This is a genomic window from Rhodoferax sediminis (genome assembly GCF_006970865.1).
Lineage (GTDB): Bacteria > Pseudomonadota > Gammaproteobacteria > Burkholderiales > Burkholderiaceae_C > Rhodoferax_A > Rhodoferax_A sediminis.
The window spans coordinates 4191024-4215988 of sequence record NZ_CP035503.1 but is presented as its reverse complement, the minus strand read 5'-3'; the positions used below and the strand labels follow the sequence as shown (position 1 = coordinate 4215988).

Annotated in this window: 28 protein-coding genes; 18 read left to right on the top strand and 10 right to left on the bottom strand. The window is 64.6% G+C overall.

Annotated elements, in window-relative coordinates; all coding sequences use genetic code 11:
- Positions 1–13 precede the first annotated feature (13 nt).
- Together EUB48_RS20380 and EUB48_RS20375 are read right to left on the bottom strand one after the other, a co-directional pair.
- On the bottom strand, positions 14–790 hold the full coding sequence (locus tag EUB48_RS20380; RefSeq protein WP_142820880.1) for a molybdopterin-dependent oxidoreductase: 777 nt from the start codon (positions 788–790) through the stop codon (positions 14–16).
- 97 nt (positions 791–887) lie between these two features.
- The gene (locus EUB48_RS20375) at positions 888–1484 is read right to left on the bottom strand and encodes a cytochrome b/b6 domain-containing protein (protein WP_142820879.1); all 597 of its coding nucleotides are present in this window, start codon (positions 1482–1484) and stop codon (positions 888–890) included.
- Between the two features lie 192 nt (positions 1485–1676).
- Between EUB48_RS20375 and EUB48_RS20370 the strand changes: the two genes are divergently transcribed.
- A complete protein-coding gene (locus EUB48_RS20370) occupies positions 1677–3056 on the top strand; it encodes a chloride channel protein (protein ID WP_142820878.1) in 1380 nt (459 codons plus the stop codon).
- Between the two features lie 189 nt (positions 3057–3245).
- Here the strand turns inward: EUB48_RS20370 and EUB48_RS20365 are convergent, their stop codons facing one another.
- The 4 genes from EUB48_RS20365 to EUB48_RS20350 form a co-directional block, all read right to left on the bottom strand.
- Entirely contained in the window at positions 3246–3743 is a 498-nt protein-coding gene (locus EUB48_RS20365; RefSeq protein WP_142820877.1) for a hypothetical protein, read from the bottom strand.
- Positions 3744–3802: 59 nt separating this feature from the next.
- The gene (locus tag EUB48_RS20360) at positions 3803–4369 is read right to left on the bottom strand and encodes a TIR domain-containing protein (protein WP_142820876.1); all 567 of its coding nucleotides are present in this window, start codon (positions 4367–4369) and stop codon (positions 3803–3805) included.
- An 11-nt stretch (positions 4370–4380) separates the two neighbouring features.
- Complete coding sequence (locus EUB48_RS20355) at positions 4381–4590, bottom strand: hypothetical protein (RefSeq protein ID WP_142820875.1); 210 nt, start codon at positions 4588–4590, stop codon at positions 4381–4383.
- Between the two features lie 181 nt (positions 4591–4771).
- The gene (locus tag EUB48_RS20350; RefSeq protein ID WP_142820874.1) at positions 4772–5980 is read right to left on the bottom strand and encodes a trans-sulfuration enzyme family protein; all 1209 of its coding nucleotides are present in this window, start codon (positions 5978–5980) and stop codon (positions 4772–4774) included.
- A gap of 215 nt (positions 5981–6195) precedes the next feature.
- Here EUB48_RS20350 and EUB48_RS20345 point away from each other — a divergent pair, with 215 nt between their 5' ends.
- The 4 genes from EUB48_RS20345 to EUB48_RS20330 all read left to right on the top strand — a co-directional run bounded on the left by EUB48_RS20345 (position 6196) and on the right by EUB48_RS20330 (position 9803).
- Positions 6196–7332: an MlaE family ABC transporter permease gene (locus EUB48_RS20345; RefSeq protein ID WP_142820873.1), complete on the top strand. Its 1137-nt coding sequence runs from the start codon at positions 6196–6198 to the stop codon at positions 7330–7332.
- A complete protein-coding gene (locus EUB48_RS20340) occupies positions 7329–8165 on the top strand; it encodes an ABC transporter ATP-binding protein (RefSeq protein ID WP_142820872.1) in 837 nt (278 codons plus the stop codon). Before EUB48_RS20345 ends, EUB48_RS20340 begins: the two co-directional genes overlap by 4 nt.
- 16 nt (positions 8166–8181) lie before the next feature.
- Positions 8182–9141, top strand: coding sequence for an MlaD family protein (locus tag EUB48_RS20335; RefSeq protein ID WP_142820871.1), 960 nt, complete (start codon positions 8182–8184; stop codon positions 9139–9141).
- A gap of 86 nt (positions 9142–9227) precedes the next feature.
- Positions 9228–9803: an ABC-type transport auxiliary lipoprotein family protein gene (locus EUB48_RS20330; protein WP_338052406.1), complete on the top strand. Its 576-nt coding sequence runs from the start codon at positions 9228–9230 to the stop codon at positions 9801–9803.
- Between the two features lie 74 nt (positions 9804–9877).
- Here EUB48_RS20330 and EUB48_RS20325 read toward each other — a convergent pair whose 3' ends face one another.
- Together EUB48_RS20325 and EUB48_RS20320 are read right to left on the bottom strand one after the other, a co-directional pair.
- On the bottom strand, positions 9878–10516 hold the full coding sequence (locus EUB48_RS20325; protein ID WP_077560017.1) for a MarC family protein: 639 nt from the start codon (positions 10514–10516) through the stop codon (positions 9878–9880).
- 5 nt (positions 10517–10521) lie between these two features.
- Positions 10522–11268, bottom strand: coding sequence for an SDR family oxidoreductase (locus EUB48_RS20320; protein ID WP_142820870.1), 747 nt, complete (start codon positions 11266–11268; stop codon positions 10522–10524).
- Between the two features lie 74 nt (positions 11269–11342).
- Here EUB48_RS20320 and EUB48_RS20315 point away from each other — a divergent pair, with 74 nt between their 5' ends.
- Genes EUB48_RS20315 through EUB48_RS20305 form a run of 3 tightly spaced genes read left to right on the top strand, consistent with a single transcriptional unit; the run spans position 11343 to position 13345 of the window.
- Positions 11343–11954, top strand: coding sequence for a 2-hydroxychromene-2-carboxylate isomerase (locus tag EUB48_RS20315; protein WP_142820869.1), 612 nt, complete (start codon positions 11343–11345; stop codon positions 11952–11954).
- Between the two features lie 53 nt (positions 11955–12007).
- On the top strand, positions 12008–12691 hold the full coding sequence (locus EUB48_RS20310; protein ID WP_142820868.1) for a dienelactone hydrolase family protein: 684 nt from the start codon (positions 12008–12010) through the stop codon (positions 12689–12691).
- Positions 12692–12697: 6 nt separating this feature from the next.
- Positions 12698–13345 (top strand): glutathione S-transferase family protein, encoded by a 648-nt coding sequence (locus EUB48_RS20305; protein WP_142820867.1) that lies wholly within the window; start codon positions 12698–12700, stop codon positions 13343–13345.
- Positions 13346–13368: 23 nt separating this feature from the next.
- On the opposite strand, the gene EUB48_RS20300 is transcribed toward EUB48_RS20305, so the two are convergent.
- Both EUB48_RS20300 and hemB read right to left on the bottom strand, forming a co-directional pair.
- Positions 13369–14487, bottom strand: coding sequence for a magnesium transporter CorA family protein (locus EUB48_RS20300; protein ID WP_142820866.1), 1119 nt, complete (start codon positions 14485–14487; stop codon positions 13369–13371).
- Between the two features lie 109 nt (positions 14488–14596).
- On the bottom strand, positions 14597–15598 hold the full coding sequence (hemB, locus tag EUB48_RS20295; protein WP_142820865.1) for a porphobilinogen synthase: 1002 nt from the start codon (positions 15596–15598) through the stop codon (positions 14597–14599).
- Between the two features lie 317 nt (positions 15599–15915).
- Here hemB and EUB48_RS20290 point away from each other — a divergent pair, with 317 nt between their 5' ends.
- From EUB48_RS20290 to rpsJ, 10 genes are all read left to right on the top strand, one after another.
- Positions 15916–16347: a CopD family protein gene (locus EUB48_RS20290; RefSeq protein ID WP_142820864.1), complete on the top strand. Its 432-nt coding sequence runs from the start codon at positions 15916–15918 to the stop codon at positions 16345–16347.
- A 10-nt stretch (positions 16348–16357) separates the two neighbouring features.
- Positions 16358–17464: a VanZ family protein gene (locus EUB48_RS20285; RefSeq protein WP_244618275.1), complete on the top strand. Its 1107-nt coding sequence runs from the start codon at positions 16358–16360 to the stop codon at positions 17462–17464.
- A gap of 9 nt (positions 17465–17473) precedes the next feature.
- Positions 17474–17836, top strand: a complete 363-nt coding sequence (locus tag EUB48_RS20280; RefSeq protein WP_142820863.1) for a (2Fe-2S) ferredoxin domain-containing protein — start codon at positions 17474–17476, stop codon at positions 17834–17836.
- Between the two features lie 5 nt (positions 17837–17841).
- The gene (locus EUB48_RS20275; RefSeq protein ID WP_142820862.1) at positions 17842–18477 is read left to right on the top strand and encodes an alpha/beta hydrolase; all 636 of its coding nucleotides are present in this window, start codon (positions 17842–17844) and stop codon (positions 18475–18477) included.
- A 78-nt stretch (positions 18478–18555) separates the two neighbouring features.
- Positions 18556–19776, top strand: coding sequence for a D-alanyl-D-alanine carboxypeptidase family protein (locus tag EUB48_RS20270; protein ID WP_142820861.1), 1221 nt, complete (start codon positions 18556–18558; stop codon positions 19774–19776).
- A gap of 170 nt (positions 19777–19946) precedes the next feature.
- Positions 19947–20324 carry a 30S ribosomal protein S12 gene (rpsL, locus tag EUB48_RS20265; RefSeq protein WP_077560013.1) on the top strand — a complete coding sequence of 126 codons (378 nt, stop codon included), beginning with the start codon at positions 19947–19949 and terminating at the stop codon, positions 20322–20324.
- A gap of 159 nt (positions 20325–20483) precedes the next feature.
- Positions 20484–20957: a 30S ribosomal protein S7 gene (rpsG, locus tag EUB48_RS20260; protein WP_077560014.1), complete on the top strand. Its 474-nt coding sequence runs from the start codon at positions 20484–20486 to the stop codon at positions 20955–20957.
- 164 nt (positions 20958–21121) lie between these two features.
- A complete protein-coding gene (fusA, locus tag EUB48_RS20255; protein ID WP_142820860.1) occupies positions 21122–23224 on the top strand; it encodes an elongation factor G in 2103 nt (700 codons plus the stop codon).
- Positions 23225–23333: 109 nt separating this feature from the next.
- Positions 23334–24524: an elongation factor Tu gene (gene tuf, locus EUB48_RS20250; RefSeq protein ID WP_142817246.1), complete on the top strand. Its 1191-nt coding sequence runs from the start codon at positions 23334–23336 to the stop codon at positions 24522–24524.
- An 80-nt stretch (positions 24525–24604) separates the two neighbouring features.
- On the top strand, positions 24605–24919 hold the full coding sequence (gene rpsJ / locus EUB48_RS20245; protein WP_019575636.1) for a 30S ribosomal protein S10: 315 nt from the start codon (positions 24605–24607) through the stop codon (positions 24917–24919).
- Positions 24920–24965: the final 46 nt, after the last annotated feature.

Here is a 24965-nt window from a genome sequence, read left to right as displayed (position 1 = left end):
CGCTGAGCCGGGCTCAACTGCCTCCGAACCAGTTGTAGCCCTGGTCTTCCCAGTAGCCACCCGGGTAGGTGTTGGTGACGAAGATCGCCTTGATGTATTTCGGGTTCTTGTAGCCGAGCTTGGTCGGCATGCGCAGCTTCATCGGGAAGCCGTATTTGGGCGGCAGGATCTGGCCGTCATAGCTCAGCGTCAGCTGCGTTTGCGGGTGCAGCGCGGTCGGCATGTCGATGCTGGTGTAGTAGTCATCAAAACACATGAAGCCGACATACTTGGCCGTCAGGTCGGCGCCGACGCGGCGCAGAAAACTCGCGAATGGCACACCGCCCCAGCGCCCGATCGCGCTCCAGCCCTCCACGCAGATGTGGCGCGTGATCTGGTCGACCTGCGGCATGGCGCGCAGCTCGGGCAGGGTCCAGCTGTGCTTGTCGGCGACCCGGCCCGAGACTTCGAGCCGGAAGCTGTCCGCGTCCACGTGGCGCACCTGGTCCTGCGTGTAATAGGCATTGAACGGGAACGGGCGCGTGATCATCGATTCGGGGTAGGTGGGCGCCAGCCGGTTCGGATCGAACAGCCAGGCCTGCACGTCGTCGTTGAAGCGCGAGACCCGGGTCAAGGCCGCGTCCACGCTGTCGTTGCTTGAGAGCGAGCAGCCAGTCAGCATGGACAGGCCGCCGAGCGTGAGCGAGCGCCGCAGGAAGTCGCGCCGGCCCGGCTGCGCCAGCCGCTGCACGGCTTCTTTCAGGATGGCGTCGCCGCTGCTCAGGAGGAATTTTGGGGTTTTGATTTGCATGTCATGCCTCCCGCCGAGCCGCCTCAAAGGAGGCAGGCGCCTCCTCGGGGGGACAGCGAATACACATTGTGATGAGCGTGGGGTTCATAGCATCTCCTCAGCGGCCACGGACCATGTAGACCAGCGTGCGTGGCACCAGCGCCACCATCGTGAGGTGCACCACCGCGAACGCCACCAGCGCGGCCATGGCCAGAAAATGAACCCGGCGCGCCACCTCGTAGCCGCCCAGCAGTTCGCGCAACAGCGGAAACTGCACCGACTTCCACAGCACCAGCCCGGACAGCACCAGCAGCACGCTGTCCAGCATCACGAACAGGTAGGCCAGGCGCTGCACCATGTTGTAGTGGCGCGGGTCCGCGTGCGCCAGCTTGCCGGCCAGCGCGGCCCGGATGTCGGCGGCGAGCGCCCTGGGTGACAGCGGGAAGAACTTGCGCGCCAGCCGTCCGGTGCCGATGTTCAGCGCCAGGTACAGCAGGCCGTTGATGCCGAGTACCCACATCGCCGCGAAGTGCCACTGAATGGCGCCCCCTAACCAGCCGCCCAGCGTCAGGACGGCCGGAATCTCGAAGCCCATGAAGCCGGTGGCGTCGTAAATGCGCCAGCCGCTCATCACCAGCGTGACCACCGCAACCGCGTTGATCCAGTGCATGGCGCGCAGCCAGCCGGGGTGAATGATTTGCGGGTTCGTGTTCATCCATCGTCTCCAGTCGTTGGGAAGGCACCGCGACGATCCGGCGCCTTTATCCTGTCTGTCGTGAGGGGTAGTCGGGCCGCGCTGCGGATTCTTACAGGTATAGGCCATTTTTTGTTCGAGCGCTGGGTCGGCGGCTGTGCTGGCGCCGCCCTATACTGGCGCGCCAGTCATCACCCGATCCAGTGCCACGCCATGCCCCGCCCCCACCTCGTCGAACCGCTCGTGATGCTCGCGACGGTGGTGCAATGGCTGGTGCTGTCGATCGTGACCGGCGCCGTGATCGGCGTGGGCTGCAGCGTCTTCCTGCGTATCCTGTTTGCCACCGAGGGGCGTGTGTATGCGGTGCCGCTATGGCTGCAGATGAGCCTGCTGGTGATCGGCGGCCTCGCCAATGGCCTGTTGCTGCACTTTGGCTATCGCACGAGTCGCAGCAGCTTGAAGGATTCGCCGATCGTCTCGGTGAACGAGCAGCACGGCAAGATGCCGTTTCGCACCCTTTGGGTGAAGCCGCTCGCTGCGTTGATCACGCTGGGCTGCGGCGGCTCGGCCGGCAAGGAAGGCCCGTGCTCTCACATCGGCGCCAGCTTTGCGGCCGGCATCGGCCAGCTGCTGCATCTCAATCCGGAGTTGCGCAAGCGTCTGGTCGCGTGTGGCGTCAGCGCCGGTTTTGCCAGCGTGTTCGGCACGCCGATTGCCGGTGCGATCTACGGCGTGGAGATGCTGGCCATCGGCCGCATTCGCCACGACTTCCTGTTTCCCGGCATCGTGGCGGGGGTCACCGCGTTCCAGGTCAGCAAGTATCTGGGCGTGCCGTATTCCACTTACCACATTGCATTCGTCAGCGATTTCACCGAGCTGCTGTTTCTGAAGACGGTGTTGATCGGAATTCTGTGCGGCGCGGCCGCGTGGGTGTTTGTCGAACTGTTGCAGGTGGCCAAGCGCCTGTTCGGGCGCTTGCGCGATCGCTACGCGCTGTGGCCGCCACTGGTGCCGCTGCTGGGCGGCGTGGTGCTGGCGCTGTTGATCATGGTCATCCCCCCGGATTACCTCGGCCTGAGTTTGCCGATGATGGAGCGTGCCCTGCACGGCGAGCCGATGCCGTACCTCGGCTTCCTGTGGAAGGCGCTCCTGGTGGCGATCACGCTGGGGTCGGGCTTTTACGGCGGCATCGTCACGCCGCAGTTTGTGATCGGGGCGGTCCTGGGCGGTGCGTTCGCGCACGTGCTCGGACTGGCGTCGGCGCTGGGTGCGGCCGTGGGCCTGGTGGCCGTCGTGGCATCGGCCTCCAACGCACCGATCGCAGCCATCTTCATGGGCGTGGAACTGTTCGGCGCCGATTCGACCCTGTATGTGGCCGGCGCCTGCGTCGCTGCCTATCTCATCATCGGCCACCGCAGCGTGTACCCGGCGCAGCAGATTGCCTTCAGCAAATCATCGTGGATCCTCGCGCGCGCCGATCTGCCGGTCGGCGACGAAAAAATCCGCCTGTCGTATGGCCTGCTGCGCTGGTGGAGCGCACGCCGGCGTGCTGCATCACGGCCAAAAGCATCGGATAACGACAAACTGGAGTAATCGCAAAAGATGGGCTCATGGCCCTAACCTCCGAAGCGAGACAAGCACGACGTTTGACAGCAACGCTGCTACCAACGCCATGCAGATACCGTAAAGCAGCAAAGCAGCAAAGCCTCAAGGGCAGCCAACATCACCGTTGTTGGCTGGTCCGCTCGACGCGAGGCTTTCGTCGCAAAAGTCTCACGCCTTTCATGCGCTGCCTTGAATTGCCTCGTCGACGGTCGCCAATTGTTGTTCCCACCACGCCAGCGCCTTTCGTAGCACATCGCGGTGGTCCCGGCCCTTAAATGGGCCGTCATTTAATACGTAGTGATAGATGGCCGGCATCGGTGGGTCAACCTTCGAGGGGGCTCCATTGGCCCCCATCTGCATTCCACTGAGTCGAACTGTCACACCCTGCCCCGCATTGCTCTGGTACTGCTTTAGGACAGAATTGCGCTCCTCCTCAATAAAATCCCAGAAGATCGAAGGGCGCGCCTGTTTGACGCCGGCCCACCACTTGTCTATTGCGGCTCGTGCGGCCGAGCTCCGTGAGCCATCCACCTTGTCCAACACATGCCCAATCGCGCGAAGCAACACGATGGACAGTATCCATTGCCTACGCCAATCCCGACCTTGTATGCCATCGACTAGGCCGTCGATCGCGCCACGGCAATCTTCCAATACCTCACGTGCGGCAGCGGTCATTTTGGCAACCTCTAACGAGTAGTTTGGAGAAAGTGAGCGGACAAATCACAAGGTCAGAGTTATGCCTCGGTGGGCGGTAGTACACCAGCAGCCTCCAGGTCTTGGCGGATCTCGAGTAGCCGTTCGGATACGTTGTTTCTGAAGCGCTTCTGGATGATGCCGCCAAAGTCGGAGAAAAGCTCCGTACCTTCCTTGAGTAGAAGCATTGCCCCACCGCGACCAAGTTGACCGCAGAACCAGCCGAGCTCGTATATCACGTTTGGCCGGGCTTGAAGATAGATTTCTTGATCAGACTTGACCTCATCGTCAGGTGTGAATACTGCAATGGCATATGTGCAGGTTTGTGCGTATTTTTCAAACTTCTCAATAACAGTCTTGCAGCCCGCGTCCGGTTGTTCCATGAGAACAACCGGGTTAAGGCGGAACGCTGACTTGACAATGTCCTTCAGTTCTCGCCACTTGGCTTCGTCGCGGCCGTGGATGATGAACACATTCTCTCGATGGCGCCGTGCCTCTTGTGACTGTCTCTTCGCCAGTAGCTCAGGCGAGCGGCGCAGTCTGGTTATGGAGGCTTTGACCACCGAAAGAATGTTCTCGACGCCCTTGAAGGAGGGCGCACCGTACATGCCGAATCCATTCAAGTATTCGGCCGACACTGTCTTGAATAGATATTCTGTCCGAGCGCGTCGTTGTAAAGATCGACAAGCTCGCGAGCGTAATGCCGGTAGAGAGGATCATCGCCTTCGCCAATGTAGATGCCGCTCGAGGTTCGCTTGAATCCGCGCAGGATTCTGGTGAGTTCGGCTTCATAGCGCTCAAGTTCCGCTATCACAATTTTTGGTGTCAAGGGGCGTTTCTCCGAGGCCTAACGAATGAAGAATACTTCCCCGTCCCGAGCTGGCGTCAGCGACCCGTGAAGGTTGCGGCGAACGGCAACGAAGTGCCACGATGGGAAGTGCAAACTTTTCATCAACTCACTGGCAAGGGGAAGCCCATGGCTATCGTAACGGTGCCAGGCCTTCTTTGCGTCAGAGCTTTTGCAACGCCCGCGCCATGTCGGCTTTCAGGTCATCGATGTGCTCGACCCCAACCGACATGCGCACGAAATTGGGCGCGATATCGGCGGCCTGCATCTGCGCCTCGTTCATGGTGCCGGCCCACATGGCGGCGGTGTGCACGATCAGCGAATCGACGCCGCCCAGGCTCACGGCGTGGGTCGCGAGCTCGAGCGAGGCGACGAACCGGCTGGTGGCCTCGAAGTTGCCGCGCACCGCGAACGCGATCACCGCGCCGTAGCCCGTCATCTGGCGTTGGGCCAGCGCGTGCTGCGGGTGGCTTTCCAGCCCCGGATAGAACACCTGCTCGACCTGCGGCTGCGCCTCCAGCCACTGCGCCAGCGCCAGCGCGTTGGCATTGATGCGCTGCACGCGCAGCGGCAGGGTGCGCAGGCCGCGCAGCAGCAGCCAGGCGTCCATCGGCGAGAGCACCGCGCCCAGGGTGGTGTGCATGCGCCAGATTTTCTCGGCGTGCAGCGCCGAGCAGCACACGGCACCGGCCGTGAGGTCGTGGTGGCCACCGAGATACTTGGTGGCGCTGTGCAGCACGATGTCGATGCCCAGCGCATGCGGCTGCTGGTTCAGCGGCGAGGCAAAGGTGTTGTCGGCCACGGTCAGGATGCCGCGCGGCCTGGCCAGCGCCGCCACCGCGGCCAGATCGGTCAGCACCAGCGTCGGGTTCACCGGGCTCTCCAGCATGATGAGCCGGGTGTTGGGGCGGATCGCCGCCTCGATCGCGGCCAGGTCGGTTTGCTCGACGATGCTGACCTGCACGCCAAAGCGCACCAGCACTTCCTCGAACAGCTTGGTGGTGCTCATGTAGTGCCGGCTTTGCGCGATCACGTGGTCGCCGGCCGACACCAGCGCCAGCACCGTGGTGCTGATCGCCGCCATGCCCGAGCCGGTCAGCAGCGCGGTCTCGGTCCCTTCGAGCTTGGCCAGGATGGCCGCCACATGCTCGTGCGTGGGGTTGCCGTAGCGCGTGTAGAAGCCTGGATGGCGCGGCACGTTGGCCATCTCGGCGAAGGCCTGCGGGTCGTCGGCCTTGAAGGTGGCCGAATAGTGAATGGGCGCGACCAGCGCCGAATCGGTCGACAGGCCCGCGTCGCCGTGCAGCACGCAGGTTTCGTCGTGCCAGGACGCCGGGTCGCAGGAAGGGTGGGAGGCGGAGTTGTTTTTCATGCGATGAGTGATCAGGACAGCCCGAGCAAGGGCCTGGGCCGCCCAGTCTACTGCGTGAGGTTTAGGCGGGAGGGCCGCGCGGTCATGGCAGGCGCGGGGCGCCGGCCTGGCTACGCACCGACGGGCAACCCGCAGGACGGCGCCCATTCCTACAGCGCCAGAGCCCGTCAACGCGGTACGATGCCAGTCCCGACCACTCAGAGCCCGCACCACCGATGGAGGAGCCCAGCCCCCGCGTCACGCAACAGGACACGCCCCAAGGGCCGTGTGCCGTGCTGGCCGGTCGCTGGACGGCGGCGCAACTCACGGAGGCGAGCGCATGGCGGCAGGCCTCCCGCGACCTGCAGGCGTTGCCTGCTGCGGCCGCGCCCGGTGCCCTGCTGGGCTGGAACCTGCAATCGCTGCAGCAGTTCGACCACATCGGCGCCCAGATACTGTGGGACCACTGGGGCCGCCAGTGGCCGACCCGGCTCGACGCGACGCCCGACCAGCGCGCCGTGCTCGAGCGCGTGGCGCAGTTCACCACCACACCGCCCGCGCCCCTGCGTTCCACGCCGCGGCAGCAATTCCTCGACCTGGGCGCCTGGGTGTTGCAGGGACTCGAACGCGGCAAGGACCTGACACGGCTGATCGGCCAGCTGCTGCTCGACATGCTGCGGCTGCTGCGCGCGCCGCGCCGCGGGCCCTGGCGCGATCTGTCGGGTCACCTGTTCAGCATGGGCGCGGCCGCGCTGCCCATCACCGCGCTGGTCGGCTTCCTGATCGGCGTGGTGCTGGCCTACCTGAGCGCGCAGCAGCTGCGCCAGTTTGGCGCCGACGCCTATATCGTGGACCTGCTGGGCATCTCGCTGATTCGCGAACTCGGGCCGGTGCTGGCCGCTATCCTGCTTGCCGGGCGTTCGGGCTCGGCCATCACCGCGCAGATCGGCGTGATGCGCGTCACCGAAGAGCTCGATGCGATGAGCGTGATGGGCATTGCGCAGGGCTTTCGGCTGGTGCTGCCGCGCGCCCTGGCGCTGGCCATCGTGATGCCCTTGATCAGCGTGTGGACCACGCTGGCCGCGCTCGTCGGCGGCATGCTGGCGGCCGACGTGGCGCTGGGGGTGACGCCAGCGTTCTTCATCGAGGCTTTGCCCGGGGCCGTGGACGTCGCCAACCTGACATTGGCGACGGGCAAGTCAGTGGTATTTGGCGTGCTGATTGCGCTGATCGGCTGTCACTTCGGGCTGCGGGTCAAACCCAATACCGAGAGCCTGGGCCAAGGCACCACGGCTTCGGTGGTGGCCTCGATCACCATGGTGATCCTGGTGGACGCGCTGTTTGCCGTGGTCTTCAAGAATGTGGGCATATGAGTACAGGTCCCACGCCCGTTCCCCACGCCCCGCAGGATGACGACGTGATCGTCGACGTGGAGAAACTCTGGACCGTGTTCGGCCCGCCCGAGCACCCCGTGGTCATCCACCAGGATCTGGACCTGCGCGTGCGGCGTGGCGAAATCGTCTCGCTGGTCGGTGGCTCCGGCAGCGGCAAAACCACCTTGCTGCGGCAAATGTTGGGGCTGGAGACGCCGTTCCGCGGCCAGGTCCGCGTGCTCGGCGAACCCGCCTCCTGCATGGGCGGTCAGGGCGCGTCGAGCCGGGTCGGCATGCTGTTCCAGCACGGCGCGTTGTTCTCGGCCTTCAGCGTGCTGGACAACGTGGCGTTTGCGCTGCGCGAGCTGGGGAACCTGCCCGATGCGCTGATCCGCGACGCTGCGCTGGTCAAGCTGCAAATGGCCGGGCTGGCCGTGGCGGACGCCGCCAAGATGCCGAGTGACCTGTCGGGGGGCATGGTCAAGCGCGTGGCGCTGGCGCGCGCGCTCATCATGGATCCGCCGCTGCTGCTGCTGGACGAGCCCACGGCGGGGCTGGACCCGGAGAGCTCCGACAGTTTTTGTGCCCTGCTTGGCTCGCTGCACCGCGAGATGGGCCTGACGGTGGTGATGGTCACGCACGATCTGGACACGGTGTTCGAGCTCAGCACCCGCGTGGCGGTGCTGGCCGAAAAAAGAGTCATCGTGAATGGCCCGGTGCGCGAGGTGGTCGCATTCGACCACCCCTTCATCCGGGAATTTTTCCTGGGCCAGCGCGGGCGCCGCGCGATGGCGACGTTGCCCGAGCCCGCGCCGGCGGCGCAGCCTGTGTAGAAAGAGAGTCACTGAAATGGAAAACAAAGCCCATGCACTGGCCGCCGGCACGTTCGTGCTGCTGGTCACCGCACTGCTGATCGCGCTGGCCGCGTGGCTGATGCGCGACAAGCAGGTGTTCCGCGTCTACGAGATGTCCACGCGCGAGGCCCTCAGCGGCCTGCAGGTGCAGGCGCCGGTGCGCTACCGCGGCATTGCCGTGGGCAAGGTCTCGTACATCGGCTTCGATCCGCAGGTCAAGGGCAATGCGCTGGTGCGCATCGCAGTCGACCAGAGTGCGCCCATCACGAAGTCCACCTTTGCCACACTGAGCTTTCAGGGGGTGACCGGACTGGCCTTTGTGCAGCTCGACGACGACGGGCAGTCGAGCCAGCCGATCCCGTATGTCGAGGATGGCGGCTACCCGCGCATTCCGCTCAGGCCCAGCCTGCTGAGCAGCCTGTCGGACGAGGGCACCGCCATGATCAAAGAGGTTGAAGAGGCCACCAAGCGCATCAACCTGCTATTTGCGCCCGACAACCAGAAGGTGCTGATCGATGCCGTCAGCCAGCTCGGGCAGGCGGCCGACAGCATCAACCGGCTCGCCGCCAGCGTGGACGGCACCTTGACGCAGCGGCTTAACCCGGCGCTGGCCGTGATACCACCGCTCGCTGACGAGACGCGCAAAACCCTGCAGTCGCTGCAGGCCACGTCCAGCGCGTTTGGACAGGTTGCCCTGCGTGCCAACGAAAAAGGCGGGGTGATGGACCAGCTCGCCGATGGCAGCCAGGCGCTGACTCAGGCCGCCGCCACGCTGAACGGAGGCACCCTGCCCAGCGTGAGCCGCGCCGGTGACGACGTCGCGCGCACCGCGCGCCAGGTCACCCGCACCGTGCGCGGCATCAGCGATAACCCGCAGTCGCTGGTGTTCGGCAGTGGCGCCGTGCAACCCGGCCCCGGCGAGGCCGGATTTACCGCACCAGGAGCCGCAAAATGACGCAGTCCGGATCGGGGTTTGCTATGAAGTATGAAGCGCATTGTGTAGGCGCAATATGGGCTAGAGGCCTATTTTATCTAATTTTATTGCTGACGCTGGCGGGCTGCGCCCTGACCGAAAAACAGGTGCGCGCGAGCGTGTACGACTTTGGCCCCGGCGCGCTCGTGGCGGCGCCCGAGCCCGCCGCGGCCCCGGCCTTGCCACCGCTCGCGCTGGGCGACGTGCAGACCAGCCAGGCGCTCGATAGCCTGGCCGTCCTGTACCGACTCGACTACGCCGATGCGCAGCAACTGCGTCCCTACGCCCATGCGCGCTGGAGCGCGCCCCCCGCGCAACTGGTGCGCCAGCGCCTCAGCGAGGTCCTGAGCCGGGATCGCGCGGTGGTGAATGCCAGCGAGAGCACGGTGCCGCTGGTGCTGCGCGTCGAACTGGAGGAGTTCAGCCAGCGCTTCACGTCGCCGGCGCAAAGCAGCGGCGTGATCCGCCTGCGCGTGACGTTGACCCGGATCCTGCCGGCTGGCGAGCGGCCCGTGGCGCAGCGCAGTGTGGTGGTGCAGCGGCCCGCGCCCAGCCTGGATGCCCCCGGCGGCGTCCAGGCGCTGGCTGCTGCGACCGATGCGGCGGCGCAGGAGATTGCGCAGTGGCTGGCGCCACTGCGCTGAGGCCGGGTTCGTGCAAAGTTGCTACTATTTAAATAGCGATCAACCATTGCCACGCGGGAGCGAAGGCCTGTTTTCTATCCAATATGCCCGAGCACAGGGAACAGCTTGCGCAGGCCGTCAGCCATCAGTTCGACCGACAGCGCGGCCAGGATCAGCCCCATCAGACGCGTCATGATGTTGATGCCGGTCTTGCCGAGGAAGCGGGAAATCGGCTCTGCCAGCGCGAAACAAAACGCCGAAACCAGCCCGATCACCAGGCCGTAGCCCACCAGGGTCAGCAGCTGCAGGAAGCTCTTGGCCTTGTCGGCATAGATCACCACCGTGGACATGGTGGCCGGGCCGGTCAGGAGCGGAATGGTCAGTGGCACCACGGCAATGCTGGCACCCACGGCCGAGCGCGCGGCTGCATCGTTCAGCTCGGTCGGGGTGGATTTGGCCTCGGCCGGCTGCGCGTTCAGCATGCTCAGCGACGAGGTCAGCAGCAGCATGCCGCCACCGACCTGGAAGCTGGCCAGCGAGATACTGAAGAAATCCAGAATCTGCAGGCCCAGCAGCGCACTGACGGCAATCACGACGAAGGCGCTGAACGACGAAACCCAGATCGTGCGCTGGCGCTGTGCGCGCGCGAAGCCCTGCGTGTAGTGGATGAAAAACGGCACGATGGCCAGTGGATTGACGATGGCCAGCAGGGTGACCAGCGGTTTCAGGTCCATGGTCATCAGCGCGCTCCCGACACTTCGAGCAGGGACATGGTGGTGTAGCTGGCGGCCTCCGAGAGCAGCCAGACGATGGCCTGCGCCACCTCGTGGGCCGTGCCGCCGCGCTGCATCGGCACCTGATGCGCCAGCTCGGCTACGCGCCCGGGCAGACCGCCCGAGGCGTGGATGTCGGTTTCGATCAGGCCCGGGCGCACCGCGTTGACGCGGATGCCTTCAGCCGCCACTTCCTTGGCCAGGCCAATGGTGAAGCTGTCGATCGCGCCCTTGCTGGCCGCGTAGTCCACATACTGCGCCGGAGAGCCGAGCCGCGCGGCGGCGCTCGAGACGTTGACGATGGCGCCGCCGCCGCCGCCATGTTTCGTGCTCATGCGGCGCACCGCCTCGCGCGCGCACAGAAACGAGCCGATGACGTTGATGTCGAAGATGCGCTTGAGGCGCGCCACGCTCATCTCGTCGACCCGGGCCGCCACATCCACCACGCCGGCGTTGTTGACGAGCGCGGTCAGGCGACCGAACTGCGCGTCCAGGGCGGCGAACATTGCCAGCACCTGGTCTTCCTGCGCCACGTCGGCCTGCAGCGCGATGGCGCTGCCGCCGCCCGCGCGAATTCTCTGCACCACGCTGTCGGCCGCCTCGGCGTGGGCCGTGTAGTTGACGGCCACCGCATAGCCCTGCTGCGCCGCCAGCAGCGCGGTGGCGGCGCCGATGCCGCGGCTGCCCCCGGTAACCAGTAAAACCTTGTTCAAAGCCTGTCTCCTGCAGAAAAGTGGCGTCTCGGCTACAAACCAGTATTACAGCATCACACCCACTGGAGTCTGCCTTGAGCCTATCCGTTGACTATTACTTTGCCGCGCAAAGCCCCTGGACCTACCTGGGCCACCCGCGCCTGGTGGCCATGGCCCGCGCCACCGGCGCCGCGGTGCGCGTGCTGCCGGTGGACCTGGGCCAGGTGTTCCCGGTCTCGGGCGGACTGCCGCTGGGCAAACGTGCGCCGCAGCGCCAGGCGTACCGGCTGCTGGAACTGCAGCGTTTCTCCGAGCTGCTGGCGCTGCCTTTGACGATCAAACCCAGATATTTCCCGGTGTCCAGCGACGACGCGGCGCGCCTCATCGCGGCGGTGGACACTCACGACGGCGCCGGGGCCGCGATGAAGATCGCGGGCGCGGTGTTCGCGGCCGTCTGGGCGCAGGAGCGCAACATCGCCGACGAGAAGGTGCTGGCGCAACTGCTGGCCGAACAGGGGCTGAGCCCGGCGCGGCTGGAGCAGTCGCACAGCCAGGCGGCGCACGAACGTTATGAGGCCAACACCCGGCAGGCGATCGAGGCCGGGGTGTTCGGCGCGCCCAGCTTCGTGGTGGACGGCGAGTTGTTCTGGGGCCAGGACCGGCTCGATTTTGTCGAGCGGAAATTGAAGGCCTGGGCGTGCAGGTAAAGTCCGCAGCATCGGCACGTCAGGCCGAACCAACGCAATCAAGGAGCATGAACATGGGGCAATTTATCGATCTCAAGGCGGCGGACGGCTTTGTCTTTCCCGCCTACGTGGCACAACCGGCGGGGCCGGCCAAGGGCGGCGTGGTGGTCTTGCAGGAAATCTTCGGCGTCAATTCGCACATCCGCGCGGTGGCCGACGGTTACGCGGCCGACGGCTACCTGGCGGTCGCGCCTGCCACTTTTCACCGCGTCAAGCCGGGCGTGGAGCTGGGCTATACGCAGGGCGACATCACGGCCGGCGTGGCGCTGAAAGCCGCCGTGGAGGGCCTGGCCGCACCCGGTGTGCTGCCCGACATCCAGGCCGCCATCGACTATGCACAGCAGGCCGGCAAGGTCGGCGTGGTGGGCTATTGCTGGGGCGGCCTGCTGACATGGCGCTCGGCCTGCCTGCTTCAGGGCCTCGCCGCCGCCGTGCCGTATTACGGCGGTGGCATGACCAGTGCGATCGAGACGGCGCGCACGCCGCGGGTGCCGGTGCTGGTGCATTTCGGCGAGCAGGACCACTCGATTCCGGTGGAGACGGCGCGCGCCTTCGCCAAGGCCCAGCCCGGTGTGGAGGTGAAGTTCTACGCCGCGGGCCATGGTTTCAATTGCGACCAGCGTGGTGCCTACGACGCCGCCGCTGCCACGCTGGCACGCACGCGCACGCTGGCGTTCTTCGGCCGGCACCTGGGCTGAGGCGGCATGATCCAGCTGCACTACTACCCCAGCACGGCGGCCATGGCGCCGCACATCCTGCTCGAGGAGATCGGGGCGCCGTTCGAGCTGGTACTGGTGGATCGCGCGCACGATGTGCACAAGACGCAGCAATACCTGCAGCTCAACCCGAACGGCCTGATCCCCAGTTTGACGCAGGGCGACCTGGTGCTGTACGAGTCCGCCGCGATCTGCCTGCATCTGTGCGACACCCACCCGCAGGCCGCGCTGGCCCCGCCCGTCGGCACGGCACAGCGCGCCCACTTCTACAAGTGGCTGATGTGGCTCACCAACACGCTGCAGGCCACACTGATCGTGTACTTTTATCCCGAGCGTTGGGTCAATGCCGGTAACGCCGTGGGTGTGGCCGAGGTGCGGGCGCACGCCGAGTCCAAGGTGCGGGTGTTGCTGGGCCTGCTCGAGCGGGAACTGGCGCACCACGGCGGCCCCTGGCTGCTCGGAGACAGTTATACGGCGCTCGACCCCTACGCGATGATGCTGTGCCGCTGGACGCGCAACTTCGACCAGCCCGCTCGCGCGCGCACGCACCTGGGCCCGTACCTGCAACGCGTGCTGGAGCGCCCCGCGGTGCAACGCGCGTTTGCCACCGAGCAGATCGCCCAGCCCTGGGTTTAGTCAGCGCGGCACGCGAAGCGGCTCTACTTTCCCGTGTGCGCCAGGTAGCGCTTGCGCCAGAACACCAGCCCGGTGGCGGCGGCAACGGCCAGCATGAACGCCACGGTCCACCAGAACGCGGTTTGATGATGGATCAGCGGCATGAACTCGAAGTTCATGCCGAAAAAACCGGTGATCAGGTTCAGCGGCAGAAAGATCGCGGTCAGTGCGGTCAGCGTGCGCATGATGTCGTTGGTGCGGTTGCTCTGCGCGCTGAAGTGCATTTGCAGCGTGGTTTCCGCCGTTTGCTCCAACCGCAGCACATGGTGCACGACGCGCTCGATGTGCTCCAGCACGTCGCGGCTGCGCACCTTGAGCAGCTCGTACTCGCGCGCCAGCGCGGGCGTGGCGGGCGCCGGCCAGTCCTCCAGCACGGCGATCCAGTCCTGGATGGCGCTGCGCTGGTCTTCGCAGATGCCGTCGAGCTGGTGCAGGGCCAGGCGTGCCTCGAGCAGCGCGCCCCAGTTGCTGAAGCGGGTGTGCGGCGCCAGCAGCTCGACCTGCCAGTGATCGAGCTGGCGCGTCAGCTCGCGCCGCAAATCCAGGTAGCCATCGACCATCTGGGCCACGATGCGCAGCATCAGGTCGGCCGGGCTGGTCGGCAGGCGCGCGCCGGCGCCGCGGGCCTCAAGGGACGCGCCGCCGAGCAGTTTGGCGGCGTAGGCGTCGCGGATCGCGCAGTCGGCGGGGTGCACGGTGAGCAGCACGTGGTCGAACACGGCGAAGCCGACCGGACTGGTGTCGATGCGCCGCAAAATGGGCGGGCCGCTGCGTTTGGTCGGTGCGGCCGGCGGCGGGCCGGGTTGGCTTGTGCCGGCCGGATCGGCCTCGTGCTGGCCGGTAGTCAGGCGCCGGAACACCAGCACGTCGTACTGCGAGGTGTAGTCGTAATGCGACGGCAGCTGGTTGTTCAGCAGGTCGCTGATGTGCAGGTCGACCAGCTGCGTGCCGCACAGCGCCTGCAGCGTGGCCTGGATTTGTGCCTGAAGGGCTTCGAATTCGCGCCGGCCGCAGGCAATCCAGACATAGCCCTGATCAGGCAACTGGGTCGGCAGGGTCGGCGTCTCCAGAACGCCGGCGCCGCTGATGTTGAAGATGCGCATGAAATCTCCCGGCAGCGCCCGTGTGTAGTCCGGGTTGTTGGTTAAATCGGCCTTCAGCCCTTGATGGATCTTCGCAGGTAGCTATGAATTTTATAGTGCTCAGGTCGAGTTAGCGGGCCATCAGGCGCGCCGCCTCGAGCGCGAAGTAGGTCAGCACGCCGTCGGCGCCGGCGCGCTTGAAGGCCAGCAGGCTCTCCATCATCACGGCGTCGTGCTCCAACCAGCCGTTCAGGGCGGCGGCCTTCAGCATGGCGTACTCGCCGCTGACCTGGTAGGCGAAGGTCGGCACCTGGAACTCGTCCTTCACGCGGCGCACCACGTCGAGGTACGGCATGCCGGGTTTCACCATCACCATGTCGGCGCCCTCGGCAATGTCCAGCGCGACTTCGCGCAGCGCCTCGTTGCTGTTGCCCGGGTCCATCTGGTAGGTCTTCTTGTCGGCCTTGCCCAGGGTGGCGGCCGAGCCCAGCGCGTCGCGGAACGGGCCGTAAAAGGCGCTCGCGTACTTGGCGCTGTACGCCATGATGCGGGTGTGGATGTGGTGCCGGTGCTCCAGCGCGCGCCGGATCGCGCCGATGCGTCCGTCCATCATGTCGCTGGGCGCCACGATGTCGACGCCGGCATCGGCTTGAGTAAGTGCCTGCTTCACCAGCGCCGCTACGGTCTCATCATTGAGGATGTAGCCACTGGCGTCGAGCAGGCCGTCCTGGCCGTGGCTGGTGAAGGGGTCGAGCGCCACGTCGGTCATCACGCCGAGGCCGGGAAAGCGTTTTTTAAGTTCGCGCACCACGCGCGGCACCAGGCCCTCCGGGCTCCAGGCCTCGCTGCCGTCGGGGGTTTTGAGCGCCGGGTCGATCACCGGAAACAGCGCCATCACCGGAATGCCCAGGCGCACGCATTCTTCGGCGGCCGGCAGCAGCAGGTCCAGGCTCAGACGATCCACGCCGGGCATGGAGGCCACGGCCTCGCGGCGCTTGCTGCCGTCCAGCACAAACACCGGGTAGATCAGGTCGTGCGCGCTCAGGGCGTGTTCGCGCACCAGGTTGCGGGTGAACGCGTCGCGGCGCAGGCGCCGGGGGCGGCCAAGGGGGTAGGGGGCATACAGGCTCATGGGCAAAATTGTGCCTGATTCGCGCGGCGGCCAGGCAAGACCACGCGGTCAATGAACCAGAAAGTGCTACAAAACCGCCACACTGTTTGCAACGTGTCACAAATAGTTCGCAGAATTGCTTGAAATTGCCCGGCGACCTTGGTAAATTTCAACCGGGCAGCTTGCTGCTCCCCGCTTTTCCTCCCTGAGCGGGCGCCTCAATGTGTGACAGCAAAAAGGCTTCCCAACCCGGCCTTGGTGCCGGGTTTTTTTTGCCTTCAAGAGTGCCGGCGGGGGTGCTTGGGTCGTGACGGGCCCTGCGGCACTAAACTGTGCCCATGCTCTGGGTCAAATCGCTTCACATCGTCTTTGTTGCCAGCTGGTTCGCCGGCCTGTTCTATCTCCCCCGCATTTTCGTGAATCTGGCCATGGTGGCGCCGCAGTCGCTGGCCGAGCGCGAGCGGCTGCTGCTGATGGCGCGCAAGCTGTTGCGCTTTTCCACGCTGCTGGCCGTGCCCGCGGTGCTGCTGGGCCTGTGGCTGTGGCTGGGCTACGGCATCGGCCGCGCTCCGGCCGGCAACGGCTGGCTGCACGCCAAGCTCGTCGTGGTGCTGCTGGTGATTGGCTACCACCACGCCTGCGCTCGCCTGCTGCGCCAGTTCGAGGCGAACCGCAATACGCACAGCCACGTCTGGTTTCGCTGGTTCAACGAAATCCCGGTGATCTTGCTGCTGCTGGCGGTGGTGCTGGTGGTGGTCAAGCCGTTCTGAGCCACGCGCCGTGACGCAAAAGACCTCGGCCTGGCCGCTCGCGCTGAGCTACACGGCGCTCATCGTTTATGCCAGCCTGTACCCGTTTTCCGACTGGCGCGACCAGGGTATCGTGCCCTGGTTCTACCTGACGGCGCCGCTGCCCAAGTACTGGACCTGGTTCGACCTGGTCTGCAATGTGCTGGGCTACGCGCCGCTCGGCTTTCTGTATGCGCTCAGCAGCCTGCGCAGTGGCGGGCCGCGGCGCAGCGCACACGCGGTGCTGCTGGCATCAACGGCATGCGGCCTGCTGTCGTTCGCGATGGAGACGCTGCAAAGCTACCTGCCGGTGCGCGTGCCGTCGAATGTCGATCTCACGCTGAACCTGCTGGGGGGCTGGTTGGGTGCCGTGACGGCCTTCTCGCTGGAAAAACTCGGCGCCATCGACCACTGGAGCCGGATCCGCGCGCACTGGTTTGTCGACGATGCGCGCGGCGCGCTGGTGTTGCTGGCGCTATGGCCGGTGGCCCTGCTGTTTCCGACACCGGTGCCGCTGGGGCTGGGCCAGGTGATGGAGCGGCTCGAGGCCGCGCTGGGCGATGCCTTGCAGGGCACACCGTTTCTGGCCTGGCTGCCCGTGCGCGAAGTGGAACTGCAGCCGCTGCTGCCCAGCGAGGGGCTGCTGTGCGCCATGCTGGGGGTGCTGATCCCGTGTCTGCTCGGCTACTGCATCATGCACTCGAAGACACGGCGGGCTCTATTTTTGATAGCAACCATCGCCGTGGGGATCTGCGCGACAGCGCTGTCCGATGCCTTGAGCTACGGTCCGTCGCACGCCTGGGGCTGGTTCTCGCTGCCGGTGCAAGTGGGACTCGGCGTGGCTTTCCCCGTCGGGCTGGCGCTGCTCGCCATGCCGCGGCGTGCCTGCGCCGCGCTGCTGCTGGTGGCGCTGGCGGTGCAGCTGGGCGTGCTGAACCAGGCGCCGGCCAGTGCGTATTTCTCGCAAACGCTGCAGACCTGGGAGCAGGGCCGCTTCATCCGCTTCCATGGCGTGATCCAGTGGATGGGCTGGCTCTGGCCTTATGTCACGCTGGTGTATGTGCTGGTGCGGGTCTCGCGGCGCGAGCCCGGCACCTAAAATACCCGCATGAATGCCCCTTTGCCCGCCGATGCGGCGGCTCCCTCTTCTTATTACGAACGCCACATTTTTTTCTGCCTCAACGAACGCAAGAACGGCGAGAACTGCTGCGCCCAGCATGGCGCCCAGCAGGGTTTCGATCGCTGCAAGGCACTCGTCAAGGCGGCCGGCCTGGCCGGTCCGGGCCGCGTGCGCGTGAACAAGTCGGGCTGCCTGGACCGCTGCGCCGCGGGGCCGGTGGCCGTGGTCTACCCCGAGGCGGTGTGGTACAGCTACGTGGACGAGAACGACATCGATGAGATCGTCGAGTCGCACCTGAAAAACGGCCGGGTGGTGGAGCGCCTGCGCGTGCCGCCGCATCTCGGGCGCTGACTTCGGTGAATTCACAAACTCTCAGGCTGAGGCTGTCGGGCGCCGCAGGCGCCATCGAGGCGGTGCGCGATGAGCCTGTACTGGCGCCGGGCCAGGCGGTGCGCGGTGTCGCGGTGATTGCCCATCCGCACCCGCTGTTCGGCGGCACGATGGACAACAAGGTCGTGCAAACGCTGGCGCGTGCCTTCGTGCAATGCGGCTGGAGCGCCGTGCGCTTCAACTTTCGCGGCGTCGGCGCGAGCGCCGGCGTGCATGACGAAGGCCGTGGTGAGACCGACGACCTGCTCGCACTGATCGAGCAGGTTGCGCCCACCGGGCCGCTGGCGCTGGCCGGCTTTTCCTTTGGCTCGTTCGTTGTCAGCCGCGCCATTGCGGCGTTGTGGGGCGTGCGCGCCATCGAGAAAATCGTGCTGGTGGGCACGGCCGTGGCCCGCTTCGATGTGGCCGATGTGCCGCTGCAGGCGCATGAGCGTACCCTCGTGATTCACGGCGAGCAGGACGACACCGTGCCGCTGGCGGCGGTGCTGGACTGGGCGCGGCCGCAGTCACTTCCTGTCACAGTCGTTCCGGGCGGCGGGCACTTCTTTCACGGACAATTGCCGCTTCTGAAAAATCTGGTGGTGCGCCATCTGCGGTCCTGAAACTTTATCGGACCGGTCGCAGTCCCACAGCGGCCCCTCCTGCCTTTAACTTCTTTTCAAATCGAAATCACCTCACCCATGAATCGTTTTACGTCTGCGCTGCGCGCGCTTGTGGCCGCCTCGCTGGTGGCTCCTCTTGGCCTGCTGGCCGCCACTCCCAAGACCGCGCCGGTGCCCGCTGCCGCTGCCGTGGCTCCCGAGCCGTCTTCGCTGCCGCAGCCACCCGAGATTGCGGCGCGCAACTACCTGGTGATGGATATGACGTCGAACCAGATCCTGGCGCAAAAGGATATCGACGCCCCGGTCGAGCAGGCCTCCCTGACCAAGCTGATGACGGCGTACCTGGTGTTCGACGCGCTGCGGACCAAGAAAATTACCCTGACCCAGACGTTCCCGGTCAGTGTGCGGGCCTGGAAGATGCCAGGCTCGCGCATGTTCATCGATCCGAAGATGCAGGTGCCGGTGGATGACCTGATCAAGGGCATGATCGTGCAGTCTGGCAACGACGCCGCCATGGCTTTGGCGGAAGGCGTGGGCGGCACCGAAGAGCACTTCGTGCAGATGATGAACGACCAGGCCAAGGCCCTGGGCATGAACTCGACGACCTACAAGAACCCGGACGGTCTGACGGAGCCCGGTCATCTGACGACCGCGCGCGACCTGGCCACGCTGGCGATGCGACTGAGGCGCGACTTCCCCGAATATGCGCATTACGACGCGATCAAGAAATACCATTACGCCGGCACGCCGCCCAGCAACGACACGAACCGCAACGGCCTGCTGTTTCGCGATCCCACCGTGGACGGACTGAAGACGGGCCACACGGATGCGGCCGGCTACTGCCTGATTGCCACCGCCAAGCGTGATTTTCCCAATGTGCCGGGCCGCCGCATGCTGACCGTCGTGCTGGGCACCACCAGCGAAGCCGCGCGCCTGAACGAATCGCAAAAGCTGCTGAACTGGGGCTACACCGCCTATGAAGACATCAAGCTGTTCGGTGCCAGTCAGCCGGCCGTGACACCGAGCGTCTGGAAAGGCAAGGAAAATACCCTCAAGCTGGGGCGCCCGGAGGGCATCGTCGTGTCGGTTCCCGTCGGCGGCGCAGGCAAGATCAAGACTCAGGTGGTGCGCCCCGACCCATTGGTCGCCCCGTTCATCAAGGGGCAGCAGGTTGGCACGCTCAAGGTGTCGCTGGGTGACCAACCCCTGACCTATGTGCCGCTGGTGGTGCTCGAGTCAGTGGATCAGGCCGGTATCCTGGGCCGCGCCTGGGATGCGATACGGCTGTGGATCAAATAATGGCGCTTTGACCACGGCCGCCTCATCCGGGTGTGAGCGGTTGCTGACTTTGGCGCGCGTCGCGAATTTGCGACAAACCGCTCACGCTGCTATACTTGAAGGCTTTTCGGAATTTCCGAAGGGATTCACGTTTTCGTTCAAGTTTTCAAACGTTTAGGGACGTTTTATTCATGCCAACCATTAATCAGCTAGTACGCCAGGGACGCGAGGTCGAGAAGATCAAGTCCAAAAGCCCGGCGATGGAGAATTCTCCACAGCGCCGCGGCGTGTGCACCCGCGTGTACACCACCACGCCAAAAAAGCCCAATTCCGCCTTGCGCAAGGTTGCCAAAGTGCGCCTGACCAACGGGTTCGAAGTGATTTCCTACATCGGCGGCGAAGGCCACAACCTGCAGGAGCACTCGGTGGTGCTGGTGCGCGGCGGCCGTGTCAAGGACTTGCCCGGTGTGCGCTATCACATCGTGCGCGGTTCGCTCGACTTGCAGGGCGTCAAAGACCGCAAGCAGTCGCGCTCCAAGTACGGCGCCAAGCGCCCGAAGAAAGCCTGATCGTCGAATAAGTCAATCGGTGTTTGAGTCGCCCTGGCCGGTGAATCAAACGAAGTGACCCGAAGCCCGGAATTGTCCGAGTGGGTCGAGTAAGTGAGGGTTTTGATAACTCTCGCGGTGTCCTCAAAACACACCAACTGAAGCAATAGAGGTGAAAAAATGCCACGTCGTCGCGAAGTCCCTAAACGTGAAATCCTGCCGGATCCCAAGTACGGCAATGTCGAGCTCGCCAAATTCATGAACGTGATCATGCAAGGCGGCAAGAAGGCGATTGCCGAGCGCATCGTCTATGGTGCGCTCGAGCAGATCGAGAAAAAATCCGGCGGCAAAGACCCGGTCGAGGCGTTCAGCATCGCCATCAACAACGTCAAGCCCATGGTGGAAGTGAAGTCCCGCCGCGTCGGCGGTGCCAACTACCAGGTGCCGGTCGAAGTGCGCCCGGTGCGCCGGCTGGCCCTGTCCATGCGCTGGATCAAGGAAGCGGCCAAGAAGCGCGGCGAAAAGTCGATGGCCCTGCGGCTGGCCAACGAACTGATCGAAGCCACCGAAGGCCGTGGCGGCGCCATGAAAAAGCGTGACGAAGTTCACCGCATGGCCGAGGCCAACAAGGCCTTCTCCCACTTCCGCTTCTAGGAAGCAGTTACTGCGCAACGTTTATATGTCGTTGCTTCGGCTGGTCCGTGCTGTCGTGCGGCCCTGGTCGGCGCATCCCGCCTGAGCGTTGCTTGCTACGCCGCGCCGTGAAGGCGCAGTTTCGGCGTAGCAGTTTGAATTTATCGAGCAACCAAGGACCCATCATGGCTCGCAAGACCCCCATCGATCGCTATCGCAATATCGGCATCTCGGCGCACATCGACGCCGGCAAAACCACGACCACCGAGCGCATTCTTTTTTATACCGGCGTGAACCACAAGTTGGGCGAGGTGCACGATGGTGCGGCCACGACGGACTGGATGGAGCAGGAGCAGGAGCGCGGCATCACCATCACGTCCGCGGCCGTGACCTGTTTCTGGAAGGGCATGGACCTGTCTCGCCCCGAGCACCGCATCAACATCATCGACACCCCCGGCCACGTGGACTTCACCATTGAGGTGGAGCGTTCCATGCGCGTGCTTGACGGCGCCTGCATGGTGTACTGCGCCGTGGGCGGTGTTCAGCCCCAGTCGGAGACCGTGTGGCGTCAGGCCAACAAGTACAAGGTGCCGCGTCTGGCCTTCGTCAACAAGATGGACCGCACCGGCGCCAACTTCTTCAAGGTCGTGGACCAGATGAAGCTGCGCCTGAAGGCCAACCCGGTGCCCGTGGTCATTCCGATCGGCGCCGAGGACAAATTCACGGGCGTGGTGGATCTGATCAAGATGCGCGCCATTATCTGGGACGAAGCCTCCCAGGGCATGAAGTTCGAATACCGCGATATTCCGGCCGATCTGCTGGAAACCGCCAAGGCGTGGCGCGAGAAAATGGTCGAGGCCGCGGCCGAGGCCAACGAAGAGCTGATGAACAAGTACCTCGAAGAGGGTGACTTGACCGAAGCCGAAATCATGCTGGGCCTGCGCACGCGCACCATCGCCAGCGAAATCCAGCCCATGCTGTGTGGTACGGCCTTCAAGAACAAGGGTGTGCAGCGCATGCTGGACGCCGTGATCGATTTCATGCCCTCGCCGGTGGACATTCCCCCGGTCGACGGCACCGATGACGATGAGGCGCCGACCGTGCGCAAGGCCGATGACGGCGAGAAGTTCTCCGCGCTGGCCTTCAAGCTGATGACCGACCCGTTTGTCGGCCAGCTGACCTTCGTGCGCGTGTATTCGGGCGTGCTGTCCAAGGGCGACAGCGTCTACAACCCGGTGCGCGGCAAGAAAGAGCGCATCGGCCGTATCGTGCAGATGCAGGCCAACAACCGCGTGGAAGTCGATGAAATTCGCGCCGGCGACATCGCCGCCTGCGTGGGCCTGAAAGACGTGACCACCGGTGAGACGCTGTGCGACCCCACAGCCATCATCACGCTGGAGCGCATGGTGTTCCCCGAGCCCGTCATTACCCAGGCCGTCGAGCCCAAGACCAAGGCTGACCAGGAAAAAATGGGCATTGCCTTGCAGCGCCTGGCGCAGGAAGACCCTTCTTTCCGCGTCAAGACCGACGAAGAGTCGGGCCAGACCCTGATTGCCGGCATGGGCGAGTTGCACCTGGAAATTATTGTGGACCGCATGAAGCGCGAGTTCGGCGTGGAAGCCAACGTGGGCAAGCCGCAAGTGGCTTACCGCGAGACCATTCGCAAGACGGTGACGGATGCCGAGGGCAAGTTTGTGCGCCAGTCGGGCGGCAAGGGCCAGTACGGCCACGTCGTGTTCAAGATCGAGCCGCAGGAACCCGGCAAGGGTTTCGAGTTCGTTGACGCCATCAAGGGTGGCGTGGTGCCGCGTGAATACATTCCGGCCGTGGAAAAGGGCGTCATCGAAGCGCTGGGCCAGGGCGTGCTCGCGGGCTATCCGGTGGTGGACGTCAAGGTGACGCTGCATTTCGGTTCCTACCACGACGTGGACTCGAACGAACTGGCCTTCAAGATGGCTGCCATCTTTGGTTTCAAGGAAGGCTGCCGCAAGGCCAGTCCGGTGATCCTGGAGCCCATGATGGCCGTGGAAGTGGAAACGCCCGAAGACTACGCCGGCAACGTGATGGGCGATTTGTCCTCACGCCGCGGCATGGTGCAGGGCATGGAAGACATGGTCGGTGGCGGCAAGGCTATCAAGGCCGAAGTGCCGCTGTCTGAAATGTTCGGCTACTCGACCACGCTGCGTTCCATGTCGCAAGGGCGCGCCACTTATACGATGGAGTTCAAGCACTACAGTGAAGCCCCGCGCAACGTGGCCGAGGCCATCGTGGCTGCCCGCGCGAAGTAATTTCAAGCTGTCTGCGACGGTGTGCCGCCCTGTTCCCGTGCGGGGCGAACCAGCAACATCGTGCAGACATTAAACCTGTACACGGGAACTGTTCTTTGGAGAATTGAAAATGGCAAAAGAGAAATATGCACGCACCAAGCCGCACGTGAACGTGGGCACCATTGGACACGTGGATCATGGCAAGACCACGCTGACGGCGGCCATTGCCACCGTGCTGGCGGCCAAATTTGGCGGCGAGGCCAAAGGCTACGACCAGATTGACAACGCGCCCGAAGAGAAAGCGCGCGGCATCACCATCAACACCTCGCACGTCGAGTACGAGACCGCGAACCGCCACTACGCCCACGTCGACTGCCCCGGCCACGCCGACTATGTGAAAAACATGATCACCGGCGCGGCCCAGATGGACGGCGCCATCCTGGTGTGCTCGGCCGCCGACGGCCCCATGCCCCAGACGCGCGAGCACATCCTGCTGGCCCGCCAGGTGGGCGTGCCCTACATCATCGTGTTCCTGAACAAATGCGACATGGTCGACGACGCCGAACTGCTCGAGCTCGTCGAGATGGAAGTGCGCGAGCTGCTCGACAAATACGACTTCCCCGGCGACACCACCCCCATCATCCACGGCTCGGCCAAACTGGCCATCGAAGGCGACAAGGGTGAACTGGGCGAGCAGGCCATCATGAAGCTGGCCGAGGCGCTGGACACCTACATCCCCACGCCCGAGCGCGCCATCGACGGCGCCTTCCTGATGCCGGTGGAGGACGTGTTCTCCATCTCCGGGCGCGGCACCGTGGTCACGGGCCGGGTCGAGCGCGGCATCGTCAAGGTCGGCGAAGAAATCGAGATCGTGGGCATCAAGCCCACCCTCAAGACCATCTGCACCGGCGTGGAAATGTTCCGCAAACTGCTGGACCAGGGCCAGGCCGGCGACAACGTCGGTATCTTGCTGCGCGGCACCAAGCGCGAAGAGGTCGAGCGCGGCCAGGTGCTGTGCAAGCCCGGCTCCATCAAGCCGCACACCCACTTCACCGCCGAAGTCTACGTGCTCTCCAAGGACGAAGGCGGGCGCCACACGCCCTTCTTCAACAACTACCGCCCGCAGTTCTACTTCCGCACCACCGACGTGACCGGCGCCATCGAGCTGCCCGCGGACAAGGAAATGGTCATGCCCGGCGACAACGTGACGATCACCGTCAAGCTGATCAACCCGATCGCCATGGAAGAAGGTCTGCGCTTTGCCATCCGCGAGGGCGGCAAGACCGTGGGCGCCGGCGTGGTGGCAAAAATTATCGCGTAATCGATTTGTTTGTGGGACAGAGCCGGAAAACGCAGCGTTTCACCCTGTCCTCAACTGATTGAACAAACAAAGGAATTAGCATGTCAACCAAGCAAAAAATCCGTATCCGCCTGAAAGCGTTTGATTACAAACTCATCGATCAATCGGCTGCCGAGATCGTGGATACCGCCAAGCGCACCGGCGCCATCGTCAAGGGCCCCGTGCCTTTGCCGACGCGCATGAAGCGTTTCGACATCCTGCGCTCGCCGCACGTCAACAAGACCAGCCGCGACCAGTTTGAAATCCGCACGCACCAGCGCCTGATGGACATCGTCGACCCGACGGACAAGACCGTTGACGCTCTGATGAAGCTCGATTTGCCCGCCGGCGTCGATGTGGAAATCAAGCTGCAATAAGTTCAAGGCGGCCGAAATCTTCGGGATTTTGTACGCGCAAAGTCCT